General features: G+C 71.0%; 16 protein-coding genes. 13 read left to right on the top strand and 3 right to left on the bottom strand.

Annotation, left to right across the window (positions count from 1 at the left end; all coding sequences use genetic code 11):
- Positions 1-1,953: a primary-amine oxidase gene (locus YIM_RS16600; protein WP_228004782.1), complete on the bottom strand. Its 1,953-nt coding sequence runs from the start codon at positions 1,951-1,953 to the stop codon at positions 1-3.
- 246 nt (positions 1,954-2,199) lie between these two features.
- Between YIM_RS16600 and YIM_RS16605 the strand changes: the two genes are divergently transcribed.
- The 8 genes from YIM_RS16605 to YIM_RS16640 are packed head-to-tail and all read left to right on the top strand — an operon-like array spanning position 2,200 to position 10,894.
- Positions 2,200-3,807, top strand: a complete 1,608-nt coding sequence (locus YIM_RS16605; RefSeq protein ID WP_153031209.1) for an ABC transporter substrate-binding protein — start codon at positions 2,200-2,202, stop codon at positions 3,805-3,807.
- Positions 3,808-3,823: 16 nt separating this feature from the next.
- A complete protein-coding gene (locus tag YIM_RS16610) occupies positions 3,824-4,792 on the top strand; it encodes an ABC transporter permease (RefSeq protein WP_153031210.1) in 969 nt (322 codons plus the stop codon).
- Positions 4,789-5,607 carry an ABC transporter permease gene (locus YIM_RS16615; protein WP_153031211.1) on the top strand — a complete coding sequence of 273 codons (819 nt, stop codon included), beginning with the start codon at positions 4,789-4,791 and terminating at the stop codon, positions 5,605-5,607. The genes YIM_RS16610 and YIM_RS16615 overlap by 4 nt, the downstream gene beginning before the upstream one ends.
- Positions 5,604-6,554, top strand: coding sequence for an ABC transporter ATP-binding protein (locus YIM_RS16620; RefSeq protein ID WP_153031212.1), 951 nt, complete (start codon positions 5,604-5,606; stop codon positions 6,552-6,554). Before YIM_RS16615 ends, YIM_RS16620 begins: the two co-directional genes overlap by 4 nt.
- The gene (locus YIM_RS16625) at positions 6,551-7,300 is read left to right on the top strand and encodes an ABC transporter ATP-binding protein (RefSeq protein WP_153031213.1); all 750 of its coding nucleotides are present in this window, start codon (positions 6,551-6,553) and stop codon (positions 7,298-7,300) included. Before YIM_RS16620 ends, YIM_RS16625 begins: the two co-directional genes overlap by 4 nt.
- A complete protein-coding gene (locus YIM_RS16630) occupies positions 7,297-8,295 on the top strand; it encodes a P1 family peptidase (RefSeq protein WP_153031214.1) in 999 nt (332 codons plus the stop codon). The genes YIM_RS16625 and YIM_RS16630 overlap by 4 nt, the downstream gene beginning before the upstream one ends.
- A gap of 8 nt (positions 8,296-8,303) precedes the next feature.
- Positions 8,304-9,404 (top strand): C45 family peptidase, encoded by a 1,101-nt coding sequence (locus YIM_RS16635; RefSeq protein ID WP_153031215.1) that lies wholly within the window; start codon positions 8,304-8,306, stop codon positions 9,402-9,404.
- On the top strand, positions 9,401-10,894 hold the full coding sequence (locus tag YIM_RS16640; protein WP_153031216.1) for an aldehyde dehydrogenase family protein: 1,494 nt from the start codon (positions 9,401-9,403) through the stop codon (positions 10,892-10,894). The genes YIM_RS16635 and YIM_RS16640 overlap by 4 nt, the downstream gene beginning before the upstream one ends.
- Here the strand turns inward: YIM_RS16640 and YIM_RS16645 are convergent.
- Positions 10,891-11,886 carry a LacI family DNA-binding transcriptional regulator gene (locus YIM_RS16645; RefSeq protein ID WP_153031217.1) on the bottom strand — a complete coding sequence of 332 codons (996 nt, stop codon included), beginning with the start codon at positions 11,884-11,886 and terminating at the stop codon, positions 10,891-10,893. The two genes, YIM_RS16640 and YIM_RS16645, sit on opposite strands and share 4 nt — an antisense overlap.
- A 186-nt stretch (positions 11,887-12,072) precedes the next feature.
- Here YIM_RS16645 and YIM_RS16650 point away from each other — a divergent pair, with 186 nt between their 5' ends.
- The 5 genes from YIM_RS16650 (at position 12,073) to YIM_RS16670 (ending at position 22,877) form a co-directional block, all read left to right on the top strand.
- Complete coding sequence (locus YIM_RS16650; protein WP_153031218.1) at positions 12,073-13,362, top strand: MFS transporter; 1,290 nt, start codon at positions 12,073-12,075, stop codon at positions 13,360-13,362.
- Positions 13,359-16,946, top strand: a complete 3,588-nt coding sequence (locus YIM_RS16655; protein ID WP_153031219.1) for a hypothetical protein — start codon at positions 13,359-13,361, stop codon at positions 16,944-16,946. Before YIM_RS16650 ends, YIM_RS16655 begins: the two co-directional genes overlap by 4 nt.
- Positions 16,947-17,030: 84 nt before the next feature.
- On the top strand, positions 17,031-18,437 hold the full coding sequence (locus tag YIM_RS16660) for an L-fucose/L-arabinose isomerase family protein (RefSeq protein ID WP_153031220.1): 1,407 nt from the start codon (positions 17,031-17,033) through the stop codon (positions 18,435-18,437).
- Positions 18,434-21,172 (top strand): glycoside hydrolase family 78 protein, encoded by a 2,739-nt coding sequence (locus YIM_RS16665; protein WP_153031221.1) that lies wholly within the window; start codon positions 18,434-18,436, stop codon positions 21,170-21,172. Before YIM_RS16660 ends, YIM_RS16665 begins: the two co-directional genes overlap by 4 nt.
- 85 nt (positions 21,173-21,257) lie before the next feature.
- A complete protein-coding gene (locus YIM_RS16670; protein WP_153031222.1) occupies positions 21,258-22,877 on the top strand; it encodes an alkaline phosphatase in 1,620 nt (539 codons plus the stop codon).
- A gap of 28 nt (positions 22,878-22,905) precedes the next feature.
- Here YIM_RS16670 and YIM_RS16675 read toward each other — a convergent pair whose 3' ends face one another.
- The gene (locus YIM_RS16675) at positions 22,906-23,235 is read right to left on the bottom strand and encodes an NIPSNAP family protein (protein WP_153031223.1); all 330 of its coding nucleotides are present in this window, start codon (positions 23,233-23,235) and stop codon (positions 22,906-22,908) included.
- Between the last annotated feature and the right edge of the window lie 19 nt (positions 23,236-23,254).

The raw sequence follows: 23,254 nt of genomic DNA on the forward strand, positions 1-23,254 counted from the left end.
TTAGCTCGCGCAGTGGCCGCCGGGGGACGGGACGTCCAGTGTCGGGTTCCGGTCGAAGAAGCCGACCGGCCGCAGCAGGAAACCGCAGTGGTCCACCGGCATCACCGGCCAGTCCTCCGGCCTGGGGAAGTGGGTCAGGCCGAAAGTGTGCCACAGCACCAGGTCGGTGCCGTCGAGGTCGCGGTCCGCGGCGGTGTAGGCGGGCAGCCCGGCTCCCGGCGGCCCCTGGTTGACCAGATCACCCGCCGGGAAGCGCTCCTCGGGGTGGTACCGCGTGACCCACAGGTGGCGCGACGCGAAGGTGGCGCGGCCGTGGATCGCGGAGCCCTCGTCGGCCAGCAACACCGGCTGGCCTTCCGGGATCAGCGCGTACCCGGGGGCGTCACCGAGGCGGTTGCGGCGCTCGGGGTTGACCACCAGCCAGGTTCGCCCGGCCGCGGGCTCGGCCAGCCGCTGTGCCTCCGACTCGCGCCGCAGCCGGGTGGCACGGCGGCGGAAAGCGTTGCCGTGCGGGTTTTCCGGGCCCATCGGCACCCGTTCGACCTCGACCTCCTCGACCGCGTTGGTGGGGCCGTCCACCGCCATGTCCAGGCGCACGTTGAACAGGTGCTGGTGGTACGGCGCGGCGAGGCCGGGCGCGACCTGCGAGGCGTACGGCGCGATGCGCTCGTCGTAGCGGGCGGTGAACACGATGCCGGTGGCTTTGGCCTTCAGCTCGATCGTGCCGTCCAGGTAGAGGTACCAGTAGAAACCGTAGTCGTAGTTGCCGACGGTGACGAAGAAGGAGACCACCAGGCGCCGCTGCCGCCGTGTCTGCTTGCTGCCGTTGGACGGGTCGGTGTGCTTCCACAGCACGCCGTCGTCCTCCTCGTGGATGCAGATCGCGTTGGGCAGGGTCACCGGGCGCCCGTCACCACCGGCCACCACGGCGTCGACGTAGGTGATGTCACCGAGGCAGTCGCAACCCAGTTCGAGCGCGTTCGCCAGGCTGCCGAGCTGGTACTCACCGGTGTCGAAGTAGTTCTGCCAGAAGCGGATCGGCCCGGGGTCGGCGTACGGCACGACCATCTCGGCGACCGAGGCGCGGTGCACCACCGGGCGCAGGCGGTCACCGTCGCGGAAGCCGAGCTGGTGCAGCACGAGCCCTTCACGCATGTCGTAGCCGAGCCGGACCTCCCAGTTCTCCCAGCTCAGCACGTTGCCGTGGAGGGTGAAGCTCGGGCCGTCCGGCTGGGTGATCTCGATGGGGCGCTGGGAGGTCCGCAGCGGTCCGCGCACCTCGGGGTCGTCGTAGTCGCCGGACTCCTGGGGGATCGGCACCGCGCCGGTGTCCACGATCTCGCACACCTCGCGCGCGATCAGGTCCACGTAGGCGACAAGCCCGTCCACCGGGTGCGCCCAGACCATTGTGGACGGATCGGGCCGCCAGTGCGCCAGCACGCGCACCATCCGGCGGTGCGCGTCCGTAATGGAGTCGAACCGGCCGGCGGAGAGCGCGGCCAGGTAGACGTGCGACGGGTCCTCGATGCCGCGCTTGCGCAGGGCGGCCAGCCAGCCCTCGTCGGTGGCCATGATCTCGCGGACGGTGGTGTGCTCCTCGGCCAGCACCGGGACGTGGCCCGCCGCTTCGGAATCGATCGGCTTCCGCGAAACCACCTCGGGCTCGTCGAGCCGGACCAGCACGTCCTCGGCCTCACCGGACTTGATGTCCAGCAGCAGTGCGCGCACCTCGCGCGGCACCGGCGTCCCGTCGGCTTCGTACCGCGCGAGCCGGTCCTTCGCCGGCTCGGCGAGACCGGCGTAGGAGAACCGGGTGGACTCACGGAGCACACCGGCGTCTTCGAGGATTTCGCGCGTGCGGTGGAATTCGGCGCCGGTCAGCGAGTCGAGCGGGTGGGCGGCCGCCTCGGCGACCACGGCACCGCCGGTCGGGGTGTGGCAACAGTCCGTCACGAATTCTCCCTGCCTGGTGATGGCCTTGAATGCCGGAACGTTCCGGCATCGATCGGCAGGCTATCCCGCGGGCCCGAGTTCGGTCAATGCCGGTGGTGTGCAAGGGATTTTCCTTTGTTTCAGGCGGATGTCGGAACGGAGAATTCGGCCGGAGCCCTTGACGGGGGTCGGTGCCCATCGTTTAATCACCACCCATGTCGGAACGTTCCGGCACATGTCCGGCGAATTCCCGGAGAGTGAGGTCGCATGCGGATCAGACGGTTCTGCACCGCGCTGGCCGTGGTCCCGCTCGTCGCTTCCTGTGCCGCGCAGGCGGTTCCCGAGCCGACCGCGACCCAGCGGCCCGGTTATCTCGCGGCCGCCGATCCCGCGCTCCCGCCCGGTGGCACGGTCGAACTGCAGATGCCGGTGGACACCGGCGCGGCGGGCGGGCTCGACCCGCAGCTGGCCGACGTGGCCGTGTCGTGGCAGCTGATGTCGCTGGTCTACGAAACGCTGGTCACCGTCGGCCCGGACTTCGAGCCGCTGCCAGGACTGGCCGAGCGCTGGGAAACGCCGAGCCCCACAGAGTACGTGTTCCACCTGCGGCCCGGCGTCACCTTCTCCAACGGCCGCGCGATGACCGCGGCCGACGTGGTCGGCAGCATGAACCGGCTGCTGGCGGGCGAAGGCGTGTGGCGCACGCAGATCGGGCCGGTCGAATCGGTGACCGCGCTGGACCCGGCAACCGTGCGGTTCCGGCTTTCCAGTCCCTACACACCGTTCCTGTCCGCGCTGGCGAACACCCCGGCCGCGGTGCTGCCGATGACCGAGGTCGAGAACGGTTCGGTGGACCTGACCAAGACCATGCTCGGCACCGGCCCGTTCGTGGACACCTTCCACCGGCAGGACGTGCTGTGGCGGTTCAAGCGCCGCCCGGACTACTGGGCGCCGGGCAAGCCGGCCGCCGACGCGGTGAACATCTCGATCGTGCCGCAGGAACCGACCCGGATCGCCTCGCTGCAGAACAACAGCGCGAACCTGGCGGTACTGGGCAATGTGGACGCACCACAGGTGTTGGCCGGCGTGCGCGGCGTGACCGTGCGCGCACAGTCCACAACGGACTTCTACTACCTGATGCTGAACAGCAACGCGCCGGGTGGCAAGTTCGCCGATCCCCGGGTGCGCACCGCGATCAACATCGCGATGGACCGCGCGCAGATCGCCCAGGTGGCCACGAACGGGCTGGGCAAGCCGACCGGGGTGACCCCGGTGGACCTGCCGGACGCCTGCGACCCGGCCACGCTGCCGTCGGCGACCGCCGGGCTCGATCGCGCTCGCCAGTTGCTCGCCGAAGCGGGGGTGCGGAACCTGAAGTTCGTCATCACCGCCTACGCCACCGAGCCCGCACCCGCGGTCGCGCAGGTGATCCAGCAGAACCTGGCGCGCATCGGCATCGAGGTGACCATCGAGCAGCTCGACGAGGGCAGCTGGGCGGGCAAGGTGTACGGCTCGGTACCCGCCGGGTTCGACGCCGCGCTGTCGTGGTTCGCCGGGTACGCCGGGGCGGGCATGGTGGCCAAGTGGTGGAACCCGGAGCAGGCCGCCTTCAATCTCGGCTTCATGAAGCCGAATCCGGAGCTGAACCGGGTGATCGACGCGGCGGCGGCCCGACCGGACGGTCCGGACCGGGCGCCCGCGCTGCGTGAGCTGTGCACCGCGGTGGACACCGACGCGCAGATGATCCCGCTGGTGACCCGGCCGGTGCTCGTCGGTTACCGCCACGATTCGGTCAGCCCCACGGTGTACGCCACCGAGGGGTACGGCAACGCGTTCCGCGGCCTGGCCGACTTCCGCCTGGTCGGCAGACCCTGATGAGAGGAAAACCGTAGTGCGCCTGGTTTCCTGGTGGGTCCGCCGGCTGGTGAGCGCGGTGCTGACCTTGTTCGTGGTGTCCGTCCTGATCTTCGCCGCCTCGCGGTTGATGCCCGGCGGGTTCGCCGAGGTGGTGCTCGGCCCGTTCGCCACCCCGGAGCAGCGGGCCGCGATGTCGGAGAAGTACGGGCTGGACCAGAGCCTGTTCGCGCAGTACGGGCTCTGGCTCTCCGCCGCGCTCCACGGTGATCTCGGTACCTCGCTGCTCAGCGGGGAACCGGTGGCAGGCGAGTTCGGCCTGCGCATCCCGGTCACCGTCGAGCTGACCCTGCTCGGCATCGGCGCGGCCGTGCTGATCGGTGTGCCCCTGGGGGTGTACACCGCGGTGCGGGCGGGCAAGCGGGGCGGCGGAGCGCTGGGCAGGCTGGCCGGCGGGCTCGGGGTGAGCGTGCCCGAGTTCGTGCTCGGCAGCCTGGTGGTGTTCGTTTTCTCCCGGTACGCGCTGGGGCTCACCGTCGGCGGTTACCGGCCGCTCGGCGAGGACCTCGGCGCGAACCTGCGGTCGATGGTGCTGCCCGCGGCGGTGCTGTCCGTGTTCGCCATCGCGGTGACCGCGCGGACCACCCGGGACGCGGTGATGAACGTGCTGGTCGAGCCGTACATCACCGCGTCGGTGGCCAGGGGCGAGACATCGCTGTTCATCATCGGCAGGCACGTGCTGCGCAACGCGTCGATCCCGATCCTGGTGGTGCTCACCTCGACCACGGCGTACCTGCTCGGCGGCGCGGTGATCGTCGAGCACCTGTTCAACCTGCCCGGTGTCGGCTCGTACGTGGTGCAGGCCGTCGGCCGCCGCGACTACGCGGTGGTGCAGGCGGGCGTGCTGCTCGCGGCGGTGGTCTTCGTGGTGCTCAACATGCTCTCCGACGCGGCCTCGGGTGTGCTCGACCCGCGCTTCGGGACCGACCGGAAGGCGAACCGATGAAGCTCGATCGGCTGGCTCGTGCCGGGCTGTGGTGCCTCGGCGTCCTGGTGCTCGCCGCGCTCGCGGGCGCGGTCTTCGGCCTCGGCGGTGCGCCGGACGCGATCGTCGGCCCGCGCCTTGCGCCACCCAGCGGGGACTGGCTGTTCGGTACCGACCAGCTCGGCCGGTCCATGCTGCCCAGGGTGCTCGAAGGCATCGGCACCACGCTGCTGCTGTCCACCATCGCGGTGGTGGTGACCGCCGCGCTGAGCACCCTGCTCGGCATCGTCGCCGGTTACCGCGGCGGCTGGCTCGGCGAACTGGTGCTGCGCTCGGTGGACGTGCTCTATTCGTTCCCGGCGATCGTGCTGGCCATCCTGGTCGCCGCGGTGGCCGGGCCGGGGCAGCCGGCCACCATGGCCAGCATCGTGCTGGTCACCATCCCGCTGATGACGCGGCTGGTCCGCGCCGCCGCGGTGACCGTGGCACAGCGCGACTACATCACCGCCGCGGTGATCAGCGGGGTCGGCCGGTGGCGGATCCTGACCGGGCACGTGCTGCCGAACGTGTCCGGCACCATCGCCGTCCAGGGCACCTACGCGCTGTCGGTGGGCATCCTGGTCGAAGGCGGGCTGAGCTTTCTCGGGTTCGGCGTGCAGCCACCGGACTCCTCGCTCGGCGTGCTCATCCAGCAGGGCGGGATCTACCTGCTCGCGGCACCGTGGCTGCTGGCCTTCCCCGGTGCCGTGCTGGTGGTGGCGATCCTGGCCATCAACGTGTTCGGCGACGGTCTGCGCGACCGGCTCGAACCGAGGGAGTCGAGGTCACTGGTATGACGCAGCTGCTCCAGATCGACCGGCTGGCGGTCGACTACGGTCCGGTCCGCGCGCTCGACGGCGCCTCGCTGACGGTCGGGCGCGGGGAAACCGTGGGCATCGTCGGCGAAAGCGGGTCGGGGAAGTCCACTTTGGGCGCGGCGATCGGCGGCCTGCTGCCGCGGGCGGCCACCGTCGCCGGCGGTGAGGTGCGCGTCGGCGGGGTCGCGGTCGGCGGGCTGGCGCCGCGCGAACTGCGGACCCTGCGCCGGGAGCGCCTGGGCTTCATCTTCCAGGAGCCGATCGGCTCGCTCGACCCGACCATGCGCGTCGGCAAGCAGGTCGCGCTCGCCCTGCGTGGCCGCGCGGGCAAGGCCGAAGTGCTCGACCGGCTGGCTTCGGTGAAGCTCGCCGACCCCGCCAGGGTGGCCCGCGGTTATCCGCACCAGCTTTCCGGCGGAATGGCCCAGCGGGTGGCGATCGCGATGGCGATGGCCGCCGAACCGGAGCTGCTGATCGCCGACGAGCCCACCGCGGCACTGGACAGCCAGGTCCGCGACGAGGTGCTCGACCTGGTTTTCGCGCTCGCCGCCGCGGCGGGCACGACGATCCTGTGGCTCAGCCACGATCTGCCCGCGGTCGCACGCCGGTGTTCGCGGGTGGTGGTGATGTACGGCGGTCGCGTGGTCGAATCCGGCGCGGCTTCGGCGGTGCTCGGTGAGCCGCGGCATCCGTACACCGCCGCGCTGGCCCGGTCCGTGCCCGGCGCGGTGGCCGAGGGCGAGCGGCTGGTGTCGATCCCCGGCCAGCCGCCGGTGCTCTCCGGCGCTTCCACCGGCTGCGCGTTCGCCGCGCGGTGCCCGGAGGTGCTGGATTCCTGCGCGGGCGAACGCCCGCTGCTGCACGTCTCCGCCGATCGTGACGTGCTGTGCCACCGCGCCGGCTCCGCCGTGGGAGCGAGCCGATGAGCACCCCGATCCTCGAACTCGACGACGTGACCGTCACCTTCACCTCGGGGCCGCCGCTGCGCCGCCGGTCGACGCACGCGGTGCACGGGGTGAGCCTGCGGATCGACCCCGGCGAAACCGTCGGCCTGGTCGGCGAATCCGGTTCCGGCAAGACCACCACCAGCATGGTGGCGCTCGGCCTGCGCACGCCCACCAGCGGCGAGGTGCGGTTCGACGGACAGCCGTTCCCGAAGCGCCGCCGGGCGCTGGCCGGGCGGATGCAGGCGGTGCTCCAGCATCCACAGTGGTCACTCGATCCGCGCATGCGCGTCGGGCGCTCGGTCGCGGAACCGCTTACCGTACTGGGAAAAACCGATCTCGCCGGGCGTACCGGGGAGATGCTGGAGCAGGTCGGGCTGGACGCCTCGTTCGCGCGGCGCTACCCGCACCAGCTCTCCGGCGGGCAGCGGCAGCGGGTCTCGATCGCCAGGGCGCTGGTCACCCGGCCGCCGTTCCTGGTCTTCGACGAGGCGGTCAGCGCGCTGGACGTCTCGGTGCAGGCGCAGATCCTCAACCTGATCAAGGACCTGCAGGCCGAACTCGGCTTCGCCGCCCTGTTCATCTCGCACGACCTCGGTGCCGTCCGGTACGTCGCGGATCGGATCGCGGTGATGCGCGGCGGTGAGATCGTGGAGAACGCCGAGGCGGCCGTCTTCTACCGGGAACCGGAACACGAGTACTCGCGACAACTGATGGAGGCACTGTGAGCAACGCGCCCGAAACCCGGCTGGCCAGGCCGTCGGCCTTCGCCCCGGGGGCGCTGACGAACGACGACGCCGAGCTGACCCCGCAGCCGAGCGAGGGCCGCGCGGTGGTGCCGTTCGACCTGCCGGGCGTGCTCGTCGGCACGGCCGAGTACCACGAGGGCCCGACCGGCTGCACGGTGCTGCACTTTCCCGACGGCGTGCGCACCGCGATCGACGCCAGGGGTGGCGCGGTGGGCCTCAGCGGCGGGTACGACATCCACCAGGCGATCGTGTTCGCCGGCGGTTCGGTCTACGGGCTGGAGGCCGCCGCCGGGGTCGGCACGGAACTGCTGCACCGCGTGGAGAACCGCACGCACTGGGCCGCGCTGCAGCACGTCTCGGGCGCGGTGATCTACGACTTCTCCGCCCGTGACACCGCCATCGCGCCCGACGCGGCGCTGGGCCGTGCGGCATTGCGCAACGCGAAGCCGGGGAAGTTCCCGGTCGGGCGCTGCGGGGCGGGCCGGACCGCCTCGGTGGGCAAGATCGACTTCGGCCGCGCCGAGTTCGCCGGTCAGGGTGCCGCGTTCCGCGAGATCGGCGGGATGAAGGTGCTGGTCGCCACCGTGGTCAACGCGGTCGGCGTGGTGGTCGACCGCGACGGCCGCGTGGTGCGAGGGAACGTGCACGCCGACACCGGCGAGCGCAAGCTGCCGGTCGAGGACTACGCGCTCGCCGCCGGTGGCGGGCAGCCGGTGGGCACGCTCGCCGGGAACACCACGCTGACCGTGCTGGTGACCAACGTGCGCCTGCCCGAGGTGTCGCTGCGCCAGCTCGGCACGCAGGTGCATAGCTCGATGCACCGCGCGATCCAGCCGTTCCACACCGAGATCGACGGTGACATCCTGTTCACCTGCACCACCGACGAGGTCGACCTGACCGGGATCACCGCGACCGGGCTCGGCGCCATCGCCTCGGAGGTGGCCTGGGACGCGGTGCTGAGCAGCGTCGAATGAGGAGCGCCATGCGCATCGCCGTCCACCTCTCCACGGAGACCGAACCGGCTGCCCGCGGCCGGGAACTGGGCCGGGCCCGGCGTGCCGAACTGCACGCCGCGTTCGCCCGCTACACCGAACTGTTCGAGGCCGAGGGCGCACGAGACGGCCAGGTGGCCGAATGGGGTGCGCGGGCGCTCGCGGAAACGGCGGCGTGGGCGCCGGAACTGGCCGCGGAGATGACCGGCATGGCGGAAGGTGCCGGTCTCGAAGCGTGGCAGCTCGGGGTGCTCAACGGGCGCACCGAGATCCTCGCCGCGCTCGCGGTCACCGGGGAAGGGGAGTGCTCGGCGGCGGTGCTGCTGCCCCCGTCGGGCGCGCCCCGGACCGTGCAGACCTGGGACTGGCACGACACCTTCCGCGAGGGAATGCTGCTCTGGTCGCTGGAACCGCGGCCCGGCCGCCGCGTGCACACGTTCACCGAGTTCGGGGTGGTCGGCAAGGTCGGCGTGAACAGCGACGGCCTCGGCCTGCACTTCAACGTGCTGCGTCACGCCTCGGACCACACCGGCATCGGCGTGCCGGTGCACGTGGTCGCCCGGCGCATCCTGGACGAGGCGACCACCGTCGGCGAGGCGGCCGAGCTGGCGCGTTCGGCGCGGCTCTCGGCGTCCACCGTGCTCACCGTGGTCACCTACGACGGGGAGCGCGGGGACGCCATCGGCCTCGAGCTGTCTCCCGAACGCGTGGGTGAACTGCCCGTCGGTTCGGACGGGGTTCTGTTGCACACCAACCACTTCCTCGACGAGAAGCTGGCCGAGGGGGAGCAGACCTCCAACGAGGTGTCCAGCACCTTCGACCGGCTGCCCGGGTTGCGGGAGCGCGTTTCCGCGCTGAACACCACCGACCGCACCGAGCGTGCGCGGGCCCTGCACTCGCACCGCGGTGACGGCCCGGGCATCTGTGCGCACGCCGATCTTTCACTGCCCGCTCACCTGCGGTGGGAGAGCCTGGCCACGATCAGCCTCGACGTGGCCGCCGGGCGGCTGTACGCGCACGAAGGTGGGCCCTGCGGGGTCGGACCCGATGGCTGGCAGGAAGTTCCGTTCGACGAGAAAGGCCGGGTATGACCGCCGACATCAGTTATGACCCCCGCACCGGCGCCGCGGCGGGTGAGGTCGAGGCGACCCCGGACGCGGAGGTGGACGCGGCGCTCGCGCGGGCGGCCGCCGCCGCGCCGATCGTCGCCGCCACGTCACCGGCCGACCGGTCGGCGTGGCTGTACGCGATCGCCGGCGCGCTCGACGAGCCGTCCACTGTGGACGAACTGATCTCGCTGGCCGACGCGGAGACCGCGCTCGGCGAACCCAGGCTGCGGATGGAGATCGGCCGCACTTCGGGTCAGCTGCGCTACTACGCCGACGTGGCGGTCGAAGGCTCTTACCTCCAGGTCACCATCGACCACGCGAAGCCGCCGACGCCGGCGATCGCCAGGGTGCAGGTCCCGCTCGGGCCGGTCGCGGTGTTCGGCGCGAGCAACTTCCCGTTCGCGTTCAGCGTGCTCGGCACCGACACCGCCTCGGCGCTCGCGGCGGGCTGCCCGGTGGTGGTCAAGGCGCATCCCGCGCACCCGCGGCTCAGCGCGCGGCTGGCGGAGCTGACCCGGACGGCGCTGGCGGGCACGTCCGCGCCGGAGGGCCTGTTCGAGCTGGTGTCCGGATTCGATGCGGGTGCCCGGCTGGTGCGCTCCGAGCACACCGCCGCGGTCGCGTTCACCGGTTCGCAGCGGGCCGGGCTGGCGCTGTGGCAGCTGGCGAACGAGCGCGAGGTGGTCATCCCGGTCTTCGCCGAGATGGGCACGGTGAATCCCGTCGTGGTGACCCCGGCCGGTGCGGGTCGGCTGGCCGAACTCGCCGAAGGCTTCGTCGGCTCGTTCACCCTCGGGACCGGGCAGTACTGCACGAAGCCGGGCATGCTGTTCGTCCCGAGTGGACACTCGGCGGCCGAGGTGGTGGCCGAAGAACTGGAGAAGCGCGCGCCGAAGTCGTGGATGCTGACCGAGCGGATCGCGCGGGACGCGGCCGCGGGCGTGGGGGAGCTGGTCACCGCCGGTGGTCGTGTGGTCGGCTCGACCGAGGGGCCGGGCGAGGGCTGGACGGTGGCTCCGGCCGTGTTGTCGGTGCCGATCGAGAAGCTGGTCAGCGGTTCGCGGTTGCTGGAGGAGTGCTTCGGGCCGGTGGTGCTGGTTGCCGAGTACGAGGACCGGGCTCAGCTCGACGCCGCTTTGGGCCAGTTGCAGGGCACGCTCACCGCGGCGGTGATGACCGGTGGTGACGACGATCCGGACGTCGCGGACCTGGTCGGCAAGCTCAGCGGACTCGCCGGTCGTGTCACGGTGAACGACTGGCCGACCGGCGTCGCGATCACCTGGGCCCAGCACCACGGCGGCCCGTGGCCGGCCACGACGGCGCCCGCCACCACCTCGGTCGGCGCCGGTGCGCTGGTCCGATTCACCCGGCCGGTCGCGTATCAGAGCGTGCCCGACGCCGCCCTGCCCGAGCCCTTGCGCGAGGACAACCCCTGGAACCTGCCCCGCCGAATCGACGGCGAGATGGCCTAGCGGACGGTGGACCGGCGCTCGATCAGGCCGATCGGCAGCGAGCGCACGGTCCCCGCCGCTGCTGTCCCGGCCAGCAGGTCGAACAGCAGCTGGGCACAAGCCGCACCGGCTTCGCGTGGGTGCAGGTCGATGGCGGTGATCGGCGGATCGCTGTGCGCCAGCGGGGTTCCGTCCACGCACGCGGCCAGCAGCAGGTCACCGCCGACCTCGCGCCCGGCCGCCCGCAGCACCGGCAGCGCGGCCGTGGCGGAACCGTCGGGCGCGCAGATCAGCGCGTCCAGCGAGGGATCGGTCTCCAGCAGCGCGCTGACGTTGTCCTGCACCACGTCCACCGGGGCGCCGAAGGTCAGCTCACGCAGCAGCGCGGGCACGCCCCGGCTCCGGCACCAGGCCCGGAACGCCTGCTGCAGCTGGTTTCCCCAGTCGGTGGTGGCGCTGGAGGCGAGCAGCGCCGTCCGCCGCGCGCCCGCCGCGTGCAGGTGGTCGAGCAGCCGCCCGAACATCTCCGCGTGGTCGGACAGCACGATCCCGGCCGGGCTGGCGTCCCCGGTGAACCGCTCGCAGGTGACCACCGGCACCGACGCCCGGAGCAGCCCGCGCACCATCGGATCGGTTTCCAGCGGATCGCCCAGCACCACGCCGTCCACACGGTGGAACGCGCCGGGCGCGGGCAGGTGTTTCGAGGTGAGCAGGGTGACGTCGTAGTTCATCTCGGCGGCCTTGTCGACCACGCCGAAGACGAAGGACATGTAGTACTCGGAGCGGGCGAGGATGTCCGGCAGGTGCAGCCCGATCGCGCCGGTGTTCGCGCGCCGCAGCGAGCGCGCCGAGGCATTGGGGGAGTAACCGAGCCGGTTCGCCGTGCTGGTGACCAGCTGCCTGGTCCGCTCCGAGACGCGGCCGGAGCCACGCAGCGCGTCGGACGCCGTGGTCTTGGAGACCCCCGCCACCCGCGCCACTTCGACCAGCGTGACCGGCTCTTCCTTGCCCACCAGCAGACGATAGCCGATGGCACGCGGTGACCCGGTGACACCCGGCGGCACCCAGTGCATATGAAACGATTCATTGGGTGAAGCGATGGCCATTTCCGGACCTTGAGTCTGCTGGTCCGCTTCGCTACTCTCCCGCTTAATACGTTTCAAAGTGTGACCTACGTCAACGAGGACGAGGAGACTCACTTGACTTCCTCCGAAGCCGTCGGCAACGCGCCGGTGGACGAATCCGGAACGGTCAGCCGTCAGCAGTGGAAATGGTCGACCCTGGCCGCGATGGCGTCCTATCTGGACGCCGGCTCGATCGTCGCGCTGGGCTCGGGCCTGGCCCTGTTCCAGGCGTACCTGGGATTGAGCAGCGGTGCGGTCGGCGCGCTGGCCGCCATCGGCCCGAACGCGATCGGCTGCGCGCTCGGCGCGCTGATCGGCGGGCGGCTCGGCGACAAGCTCGGCCGCAAGCGCATCTACAAGTACGACCTGCTGGTCTACGCGGCGGGCATCCTGTGCATCGCGCTCGCGGTCAACGCGCCGATGCTGTTCATCGGCACCTTCGTGGTCGGCGTCGCGGTCGGGGCGGACGTGCCGACCTCGCTCGCGCTGGTCGGCGAGTTCTCACCGTCGAAGGCCAGGGGCAAGCTGCTCAGCTTCACGCAGATCGCCTGGAACGCCGGGCCGGTGGTGGTGCTGTTGCTGGCACTCGTGCTGTCCCCGCTGGAACTGCTCGGCATCAGGATAGTCTTCCTGCACCTTTTTGTGGTCGCGATCGTCACCTGGGCACTGCGCCGGGGACTGGCCGAGTCGGCGAGGTGGACCGCGGCGTCGGCCGCCGCCGGTTCGGTCGCGACGCGGGTCGGCGCGCTCTTCCGCGGCGCCAACCTGCGGGCGCTGCTCTGGACCGGCACGATCTACCTGTTCTGGAACGTGGCCGCCGGCACCAACGGCATCTTCACCCCGTACATCATCACCACGCTCAACGCGGGCAGCCAGGCCGCCGGGGTGGCGCTGTCCTGCGCCGGCTTCGTCATCGGCATCCTGGCCACCCTGGTGTTCATGCGCCTGGTCGACCGCGGGCACACCATGCGCAAGCAGATGTGGGCGGCCGGTTCGGTGATGCAGGTGCTCGCCTTCGTGGCCTACCTGGTGTTCCCGTTCAACATCCCGGTGATCATCGCGAACATCCTGCTGTTCGGGGTCGGCGCCGCGTTCGCCGGCGAAGCGGTGTACAAGATCGTCAGCCAGGAGTTGTTCCCGACCATGCTCCGCGGCACCGCGCAGGGGCTGACCTTCGGTGTGGCGCGGACGTTCCTCGGCATCTGGAGCTTCTTCGTGCCGACGCTGGCGACCGCGGGCATCGGCACGGTTGCCGCGCTCCTGGCGGCCTGCCTGCTGGTCAGCGGGGTGGTCGGCTACTTCTTCATGCCCGACACCTCCGGCAAGTCGCTGGAGCAGATCGAAGTGGAGCGGGCGCCGGCATGACGCGGTTGCTCACCCGGTTCCGCGAACCGGGTCCCGAGTCCACGCCGCTGCCGATCTGGTGGTGGAGCGGGGCGAAGGTGACCAGGGCGCGGTTGCGCGCGCAGCTCGACCGGCTGTCCGGGCAGGGGGTGCGCCAGGCGGTGGTCCTGTGCCTGGCGCCCACCGGCCCGATGTTCGGCTCGGTGGCCGACGACCCGCCGTTTCTCGGTCCACAGTGGATCGAGCTGTTCGACGGCGTGTGCGCGGACGCCGAGCGGATCGGCTTCCGGTTGTGGTTGTACGACCAGATCGGCTTCTCCGGGGCGAACTTCCAGGGCCGGATCACCGCGCGGAACCCGGAGTACGCCGGGCTGGCGTTGCACCGGGAGTCCAGCGGCGGGATCGGCAGCCGGGTCAGCGGGTTCGACTACTTCGGCGTGGACGCCTGTGCCACCCTGCTCGACCAGGTGCACGGCGAGCTGGAACGCGGGCTGGGCCACTGGTTCGGCAAGGTGATCCCCGGCTTCTTCCAGGACGAACTGCCCGCGATGCCGACCTGGGGCCACGATTTCGCCGAGACCTTCGCCTCGCACTACGGCTACGAACTGGCGCTGCCCGCTCTGTTCGGCGGGGACGACGCCGAATCGGCCCGGCATCGCCGCGACTACCACGAGCACCGCGCCCGCCTGGCCCGCCGGGCGTTCTTCGACCCGCTCGACCGCTGGTTCGCCGAGCGCGAGCTGATCTGCGGTTTCGACCAACCTTCACCGGCCCGCGAAGGCGATCCCGTCGGTGGCGTCCAGCTGTACGGCGACTACCTCGGCACGCATTCCGGATTCGGCGCGCCGGGCAGCGACCACTGGGGCGACCCGAAGGTGCACAGCTCGCTGGCGCACGCGAACGGGCACCCACGCACCTGGATCGAGGCGTTCCACTCCTCCGGCTGGGGCGGAACGCTGGAGGAGACCTACGACTGGCTCGCGCCGTTCCTGCGGCGCGGCGCCAACCTGTACGACCCGCACGCGGTCTACTACTCGACCGTCGGCGGCTGGTGGGAGTGGGCGCCGCCGTCGACGTGCTGGCGTCAGCCGTACTGGCCCGCCTACCACCAGTTCTCCACTGCGGTGTCGCGGTTGTGCTCGGTGCTGACCACCGGCACGCACGTCTGCGACGTCGTCCTGCTCTCGCCGACGACCACCACTCAGGCCTACCTCACACTCGACGGCCCGCTGCCGCCCGCCGAACGCGCGGCCGCCTGCTACCACCGGCTGAACGGCGCAAGCGTTTGGTTCGCGGAGGAACGCGGGGTGCTGGAGGCCGCCGGGATCGATCACGACACCTTAGACGAGCAAACGATCGCCGGGGGAGAGGTCGTCGGCGACCGCCTCCGGGTCGGTGACGAGACCTACCGGACTGTGGTGTTGCCGGAGGCCGAACTGCTGCACCCGGCCGCGGCGGCCAAGCTGACCGAGTTCGCCGGGGCGGGCGGGCAGGTGATCTGCGTGGGTGCGGCTCCACTGCCGGACGTGACCGTGGTCGAGCGGCCGGAGGACGTCCCAGCGCTGATCCCGGACGGCCGGGTGCGGGCGGACGCGCCGTTCCTCCTGCGCCGCGACGGTGACTCGTTTGTCCTGCTGCTGACCGCGCACGACGAGCAGACCGGCACGCTCGCGCCGATCGTCGACCTGGAGCGGGAGAACTGGGCCGAAACCGGCTTCCCGTGGGAAGAATACTGGCAACGGCTTCGCGAGGACGGCTACCGCTTCGTGCCGCCGATCGGACGCGTGGCGCGCGTGCGGACGACGGACCTGCCCGGACGGGCACAGCAGTGGAATCCGCGCACCGGTGAGCGCAGGGAACTGGAGGTACGCGACGGCGTTTTCGAGGTCCCGTTCGACGACGGGCCGATTTCCCTGGTGGTGCTCGGGGAGGACCTGCCGCCGGCCGATGCCCGTCTGCTCGGCCGTGAGGTGGAATCTCTTCCGGTGACCGGGCCCTGGCTGGCGCTGGCGGAGTCCACCCTGGACAACAGTGAGGGCGACCTGGCCGGTGCGGATCGTGATGGGGTGCTGCCGATCGAGGTCTGGCGGCTGACCCACGAGAGCGGCCCGGTGATCGCCGGATTCGGTCCCTTCGCCGAGGTTCGTGACGCCGACGGGACCTGGCGGCAAGCGGAATGGTCGCTGTCGCGGGGCATCCACAAGGACCCGGTGCACAACGAAACCTTGGGTCCCAAGGGATATGTCGCCGAGGAGTTCCTCGACTGGCGGCACGTGCCCGAAGGCGGATCGGTCGCCCTGCGCACCCATTTGGCGCTGCCGTCGTCGGCGGGGCTCCAGCTGGTGATCGGTTCCGGAGCCGCGCGGCGGGTGCTGCTCGACGGTGCCGAAGTGCCGTCGACGGGCGAGGGTTACCACTCCGTCAGCCCGTTGCCCAGCGATCGGACCGTGTGCCTGGAGATCGAGTTCACCGCTTCGGAGGACGGTCCGGTGCGGGCGTCCTTCGCCGTGGTCACCGATTTCGAGCGGTATCGCCGTCCGGAGTGGATGGTGGGCGCGGAGGTCAGCCGCACCTTCCGGCACGCCGGTGGCATGGCGGTTGTGCAGGTGGCCAGCGAAGGCGCTTGCCGCGTGTTGCTGAACGGCACGGAGATCGGCAGGCAGGGCGACTTCAACCCGTACCCCGGACACCGCGAAATCCGGGTGCACCCCTACGAACTGGCGCTGCGGCCGGGGGAGAACACGGTGACCCTCCTGCTCGGTCCCGGTGCGGCAGCGGCGGTCGACGCACCGGAGCTGGGCATCACCAGCGGTCCTGAGTGGACCTGCGATGGCCTGCGCCGCAAGCATCCGCGCGATCCCCGGTTCCTCTGCCTCCGGCCGCGCCCGCACCCGCTGCCCGGCGCGTGGTGGCTGGAACCGGAGGCCGAGCCAGGCGACGTGGTGGTGCCGGTGGTGCCCGACCTGGCGCCGTCCGGTGAACGCGTCGAATCACTGGAGTTCCCGGCGCCGCTGGGTACGGTGTCCCTGCGGATCCCGTCCGAGCTGGAGGTGGTCGCGGTCATTGCCGGAACCGAGTACAAACCGGTCGACGGCCGGGTCGGCCTGCCGGCACCGCTCGCGGCCGGAACGCCGGTGCGGCTGGACTTCCGCGCGGTCGACGGCCGCCGCGGGGGCGCGCTGCTGGAGTCCGCGATCGAGGTGGAGGTCGCCGAAGCGCCGGTCGAACTGCGTGCCTGGGAGGAACTCGGGTTGCGTGCGCTCGGCGGCCGGATGCGGTACCGCACCACGTTCACCGCCCCGGCCGGACGGGTCGTGCTCGATCTCGGTGAGGTCCGCGGCACCGCGGACGTGCTGGTCAACGGGCAGCTCGTCGACCAGCTCGTGTGGGCGCCGTGGCGCGCCGAAATCACGGACGCGCTGCGGGACGGCGAGAACGAGCTGGAGATCGTCGTCCGCGGCACGCTCGCGGGGTATCTCGACGACGCCTCACCGACCACCGCCGTGGCCGCCGGACAGGTCCGCACCGGACTGTTCGGCCCGGTCCGGCTTAGAGGGCACGCAAACAGGGCATGGTGGCGCCCGCCGCGCCGAGGCGGCCCCTGACGGCGCCGCCAGGAACCACCTCGATCACGACGGGCATCCACCTGCCCTATTTGCGCGCCCTCTTATCCGACACGGAGAGGAATCATGACGAAGGTCGGCCTTGTCGCCGGTGGGCTGGGTGCCTACTGGCCCCAGTTCCCGGATCTGCTGCCCCAGCTGAAGCTCTCCGCCGAACGCGTTTCCGAGCGGATGCGGGAGTTCGACTGCGAAGTGGTCGACGTCGGCTTCATCTCGGACCCGCAGGAGGGCGACCGCGCGGCCGAGCAGCTGCGGGCCGCCGGGTGCGACCTCATCGTGGCCTTCCTGACCACCTACATGACCTCGAACATGCTGATGCCGGTGGCCCAGCGCAGCGGTGCGCCGGTGCTGCTGCTGAACCTCCAGCCCACCGAAGTTATGGACCACGCCAACTTCGACACCGGCGCGTGGCTCGCCTACTGCGGCGCCTGCCCGCTACCGGAAATGGTCAACGCGTTCCGCCGGTGCGGAGTGGAAGCCCGGTGCGTCAGCGGGTATCTGGAGGAACCCGCGGCCTGGGACAAGATCGGCCGATGGGTGCGTGCGGCCGGGGTCCGGGCGAAGCTGCGCCGCGGCAGGCACGGGCTGCTCGGGCACCTGTACCCGGGCATGCTCGACGTGTCCACGGACCTCACGCTGGTCCCGCGTGCCTTCGGCGGGCACGTCGAAGTCCTGGAGATCGACGACCTGCGCGTGCGCGTCGAGCAGGTCGGCGACGCGGCCACCGACGACAGGGTGGCGCATGCGCGTGAAGTGTTCACAGTGGACTCCACCGTGGTCGAGGAGGACCTCCGCTGGGCGGCCAAGGTTTCCGTGGCGCTGGACCAGCTGGTGGACGACTTCGGCCTGGACAGCCTGGCCTACTACCACCGCGGCCTCGACGGCGAGACCCACGAGCGCGTGGGCGCGGGCATGATCCTGGGAGCCTCCCTGCTCACCGCGCGCGGGATTCCGGCCGCCGGTGAGTACGAACTGCGCACTTCGCTGGCGATGCTCATCCTCGACCAGCTCGGCGCGGGCGGGTCGTTCACCGAGTTGCAGGCGCTGAACTTCCGCGACGACGTGGTGGAAATGGGCCACGACGGTCCCGCGCACCTCGCGATCAGCGACGGGAAGCCGATCCTGCGCGGACTGGGCGTGTACCACGGGAAACGCGGCTGGGGCGTTTCGGTGGAGTTCGACGTCAAGCACGGGCCGGTCACCGCGTTCGGCCTCGGGCAGCAACCCGACGGCTCGTTCCGGTTCGTCGCCTCGGAGGGCACGGTGGTGGACGGACCGTTGCTGCGCATCGGGAACACCACGTCCAGAGTGGACTTCGGCAGGCATCCCGGCGAGTGGACCGACGACTGGAGCATGACCGGCATCGGCCACCACTGGGCGCTCGGCGTCGGGCACCGCGCAGCCGAACTGCGCGCGGTCGCGGATCTCTGCGGCCACGAACTGGTCACCGTCACGCAGGAGGGCATCCGTTGACAGCCACCACCGCCGGCCCGGTCCGCTTCGAGCACCGCGACGACCCGCTGGGGCTGGGCACCGCGACACCACGGCTGTCCTGGCAGGTGCGCACGGACGATCCGGACTGGGCGCAGACCGCCTGCGAACTGGATCTCGACGGCACGGTGGTGCGGGTGGACTCCGCCGAGCAGGTGCTGGTGCCGTGGCCGTTCGAACCGCTGCCGTCGCGGGCACGCGCCGCGGTCCGGGTGCGCGTGGCTTCCGGTGACGACTGGTCCGCCTGGAGTGAGCCGTCCACTGTGGAGACCGGGTTGCTGTCGGCGGCGGACTGGTCCGCGCGGTTCGTCAGTCCGGTCGAGATCGGCGGAATCGGTTCACCCGCCCCGATTTTGAGCCGGACGGTGACCTTGCGGCCCGGCATCGCGTCCGCGCGGCTGTACGCCACCGCGCACGGGGTGTACGAGGCCCGGCTGAACGGCGAGCGGGTCGGTGACGAAGTGCTGGCGCCGGGGTGGACCAGTTACCAGGCTCGCCTTCGCTACCAGACCCACGACGTGACCGCGTTGCTGCAAGAGGGTGAGAACGAACTCGACGTGCTGCTGGGCAACGGCTGGTTCCGGGGCCGCCTCGCCTGGGCGGGCAAGCGCGCGCACTACGGTGATCGGCTGGCTTTGCTCGCCCAGCTGGAAGTCACCTACGCGGACGGCACGGTCGAGGTGATCGGGACCGACGAGCAGTGGACCGCGCGGAACAGCACGGTATTGGCCGACGACCTCTACGACGGCCAGCTCACCGACCTGCGCGCCACCGAGTCCACTGTGGATCGCGTCGAGGTGGTGGAAGCGGATCTGGGGCGGCTGGTCGCGCCGGAGGGACCGCCGGTGCGGGCGACCGAAGTGCTGCCCGCGTTGAAGGTCTGGCAGTCGCCGTCGGGCCGGACGCTGGTCGACTTCGGGCAGAACGTGGTCGGCTGGGTCCGGATGCACCTGCGGAACACCCGCGCGGGGCAGGAAATCGTGGTGCGGCACGCGGAAGTGCTGGAGCACGACGAACTCGGCGTGCGCCCCCTGCGCTCGGCCAAGGCCACGGACACCTACGTGCTGGACGACGCGGCGGAAGTGGTGGTGGAGCCGAACCTGACCTTCCACGGCTTCCGGTACGCCGAGATCACCGGCGCGGACGTGGTGGCGGAGGACCTGGCCGCCGTGGTCGTCGGCACGGATCTCCGGCGGACCGGCTGGTTCTCCTGTTCCGACCACGATCTCGAGCAGTTCCACCGCAACGTGGTGTGGGGCATGCGCGGCAACTTCCTGGACGTGCCGACCGACTGCCCGCAGCGCGACGAACGCCTCGGCTGGACCGGCGACATCCAGGTTTTCGCGCCCACCGCGGGTTTTCTCTTCGACACCGCGGGCTTTCTCGGCACCTGGCTGGCCGATCTCGCGGTCGAGCAGCACGAGGACGGATCGGTCCCGTACGTCATTCCGGACGTGCTCTACGGGAAGTCGCCCACCGCCACCGCCTGGGGTGACGCGGCGACCGTCGTGCCGTGGGTGCTTTACCGGCGCAACGGTGACACGGGCGTGCTCGCGCGGCAGTTCGACAGCATGCGCGCCTGGGTGGACAAGATCGCCTCGCTGACCACGGACGGCGTGTGGGCGGGCGGCTTCCAGTTCGGCGACTGGCTCGACCCGACCGCGCCACCGGAGAACCCCTTCGCCGCACAAGCGAATCCCGACGTGGTGGCCACGGCGTACCTGATCCGGTCGGCGGAGATCGTCGCCGAGGTGGCGCGGGTGCTCGGCCGGAATGCCGGGCACTACGAGAAGCTGGCCGCCGAAACCAGGGAGGCGTTCGTCCGGCACTACGTCACCGACGCGGGACGGGTGCTCAGCGACGCGCCGACCGTGTACGCGCTGGCGCTGGAATGGGACCTGCTGCCCACCTCGGAGCAGCGGTCGCACGCGGCGGAGCGGCTGGCCGATCTGGTGCGCGCCAACGGGTTCCGCATCGGCACCGGGTTCGTCGGCACGCCGCTGGTCACCGACGCGCTGACCTCGGCCGGTCGTCCCGGCCTCGCCTACCGGCTGCTGCTCGAACGCGATTGCCCGTCGTGGCTGTACCCGGTGACCATGGGCGCCACCACCATCTGGGAGCGCTGGGACAGCATGCTTCCCGACGGCTCGATCAACCCGGGTGAGATGACCTCGTTCAACCACTACGCCCTGGGCGCGGTCGCCGACTGGATGCACCGGACGGTCGCGGGGCTGGCCCCGGCGGCGCCGGGGTACCGGCGGATCACCGTGCGCCCGGTGCCGGACGCCGCGCTGACCCACGCCTCCGCGCGGCACGAAACCCCGTACGGCACGGCGTCGGTGTCGTGGCGTCGGGACGGCGGTGAGTTCACTGTGGAGGTTGAGATCCCGGCGGGTTCGTCGGCCGAGGTGCACCTTCCCGGCCGTGCTCCGATCGAGGTGCGGCACGGCCGTCACGAGTGGACGGTGCCGGATCCGGTGACGCCGCGCCCGGTTCCGGTGACCGTGCGGGACCTGCTCGACCACGCGGAACTGTGGCCGAAAGCGGTGGCGCTGCTGGGAGAACTGGGTCTCGGTGAGGGTTCGGCGCAGATCGCCAAGGAAGCGGCGCCGTTCCTGGACCGGCCGGCCGCCGAACTCGCGGGCCTGCTCGCGATGAAGGACCCGTCCCGCGACGGGTCCGCCGCCGAAGCCGCCCTCGCCGCGCTGCTCGGGTGACGTCTGCCGTTCCATCCGGCGTCGGCGACGTGAACAGGGCCTGTACTTCGGGCAGAACCCTTGTTGCGCGCCAACGGCCCGGGTTATGAAATCCGCGAGTTCGGTGAGGACAGGAGATCCTGAAGTGACGATTTCGCGTCGGCAGCTGCTCGGGTACGGCGGAGCCGGGATCGGGGCGGTGCTGCTCGGCAACGGGATGTGGAACGCGGCGAGCGCCTTCGCCGCGCCGCCGGGAACGTCGAACCCGTTCACCCTCGGGGTGGCGTCGGGTGATCCCGCGCCCGACGGGGTGGTGCTGTGGACGCGGCTGGCGCCCGATCCGTTCGCTGTGGACGGTGCGGGTGGCATGCCGGCCAAGCCGGTGCGGGTGGAGTACGAACTCGCGCGGGACGAGCGGTTCCGGCACGTGGTGCGCCGCGGCAGCGTGGTCGCGACGCCGGAGCTGGGACACTCGGTGCATCCCGAGATCCACGGCCTGGCACCGGATCGCGAGTACCACTACCGGTTCCGGGTGGGTGGCGAGGTTTCGCCGGTGGGCCGTACCAGGACTATGCCGTCGGTGCGGGCGAATCCGAACGAGTTGCGGTTCGCGTTCGCGTCGTGCCAGGCGTGGCAGGACGGGTACTTCACCGCGTACGAGCACATGGCCGCCGAGGACCTGGACTTCGTGGTGCACCTCGGTGACTACCTCTACGAATCCGGGGTCGGTACGAACAAGCGCGGCGTGACGGTGGACCCGCGATTCCACACCGAGACCTTCGACCTGGCCCGGTACCGGCTGCAGTACTCGCTGTACAAGATGGAGGCGCCGCTGCAGCTGGCCCACGCGCGGTTCCCGTGGATCGTCACCTTCGACGACCATGAGGTGGAGAACAACTGGGCGGGCGACCTTTCCCAGGCGGATACCGAGCCAGACCAGGACCCCGCGGTGTTCCGGCAGCGGCGAGCGGCGGCGTTCCAGGCGATGTACGAGAACCTGCCGCTGCGACGGGCGCAGATGCCGTCGGGCGCGGACATCCGCATGCACCGGCGCCTGAAGTACGGGCGGCTGGCGGATCTCACCATGATCGACACGCGGCAGTACCGGGACGACCAGCCGTGCGGTGACGGAGGAGGCGTCGACTGCGCCGACCGGTTCGACACCGACCGCACGATCCTCGGCGCTTCGCAGCGCGAGTGGCTGCTCGACGGCTTCAGCCAGTCGGACGCGCGGTGGCAGATCCTGGGCAACCAGGCCCCGCTCGGGCAGACCGACCGCGATCCGGGCCCGGCGGTCGACGTCTGGTACGACCCGTGGGACGGCTACGTGGCCGATCGCGACCGGGTGCTGGCCGCCGCGCAGGACCGGGACGTGCGGAACCTGGTGGTGATCACCGGGGACAGGCACCAGAACTACGCCTGGGACCTGAAGCGGGACTTCACCGACCCGGACTCGCCGGTGGTGGCGAGCGAGTTCGTCGGCACCTCGGTGACCAGCGGGGCCGATGGCGCGGACATGAACGACGACGGCGTGAAGTTCCTCGCGGCGAACCCGCACATGAAGTTCTTCAACGCCCAGCGGGGTTACGTGCGGGTCGACGTCAACCGGGACCGCTGGCGCAGCGACTTCCGCGTCCTGCCCTATGTCACGAAGCCGGGCGCGCCCATCTCGACCCGCGCCAGCTACGTCGTCGAAGACCACCGTCCCGGCGTCCAACCGGCCTGACGCTCCAGGACACCCGTCTGCGAGCGGGTCAAGCGGCCTCGACGCCGCCTGACGGTTGCATCGCCGGGCGGAGGAAGGTCCGGTCGAAGCGGCGGATGCAGCGGGTCTCGGTGCTGAGCTGCCAGAGCCGCTGAGCTTCCGGATCCTGCCGGATGGCAGCCCGGTAGTCCTCGTAGGCAGCCAGGCTGGGGAAGGAGAACAGGGCGTAGGCGATGTCGTTGGCGCCTTCGTGCGGCAAGAAGCAGCCGTGGTGCGTGCCGCCGAAGCGGGTGACGATCGGGATCCACCCCGTCACGTACGTCTCGAACGCGACAGCCTGGCTGGGATCGATCTCATAGCGCAGATGACAAGTGATCACGTGAGTTTTTCCTTCTGGC

Origin of the sequence: Amycolatopsis sp. YIM 10, from assembly GCF_009429145.1 — a bacterium.
Taxonomy (GTDB): Bacteria; Actinomycetota; Actinomycetes; order Mycobacteriales; family Pseudonocardiaceae; genus Amycolatopsis.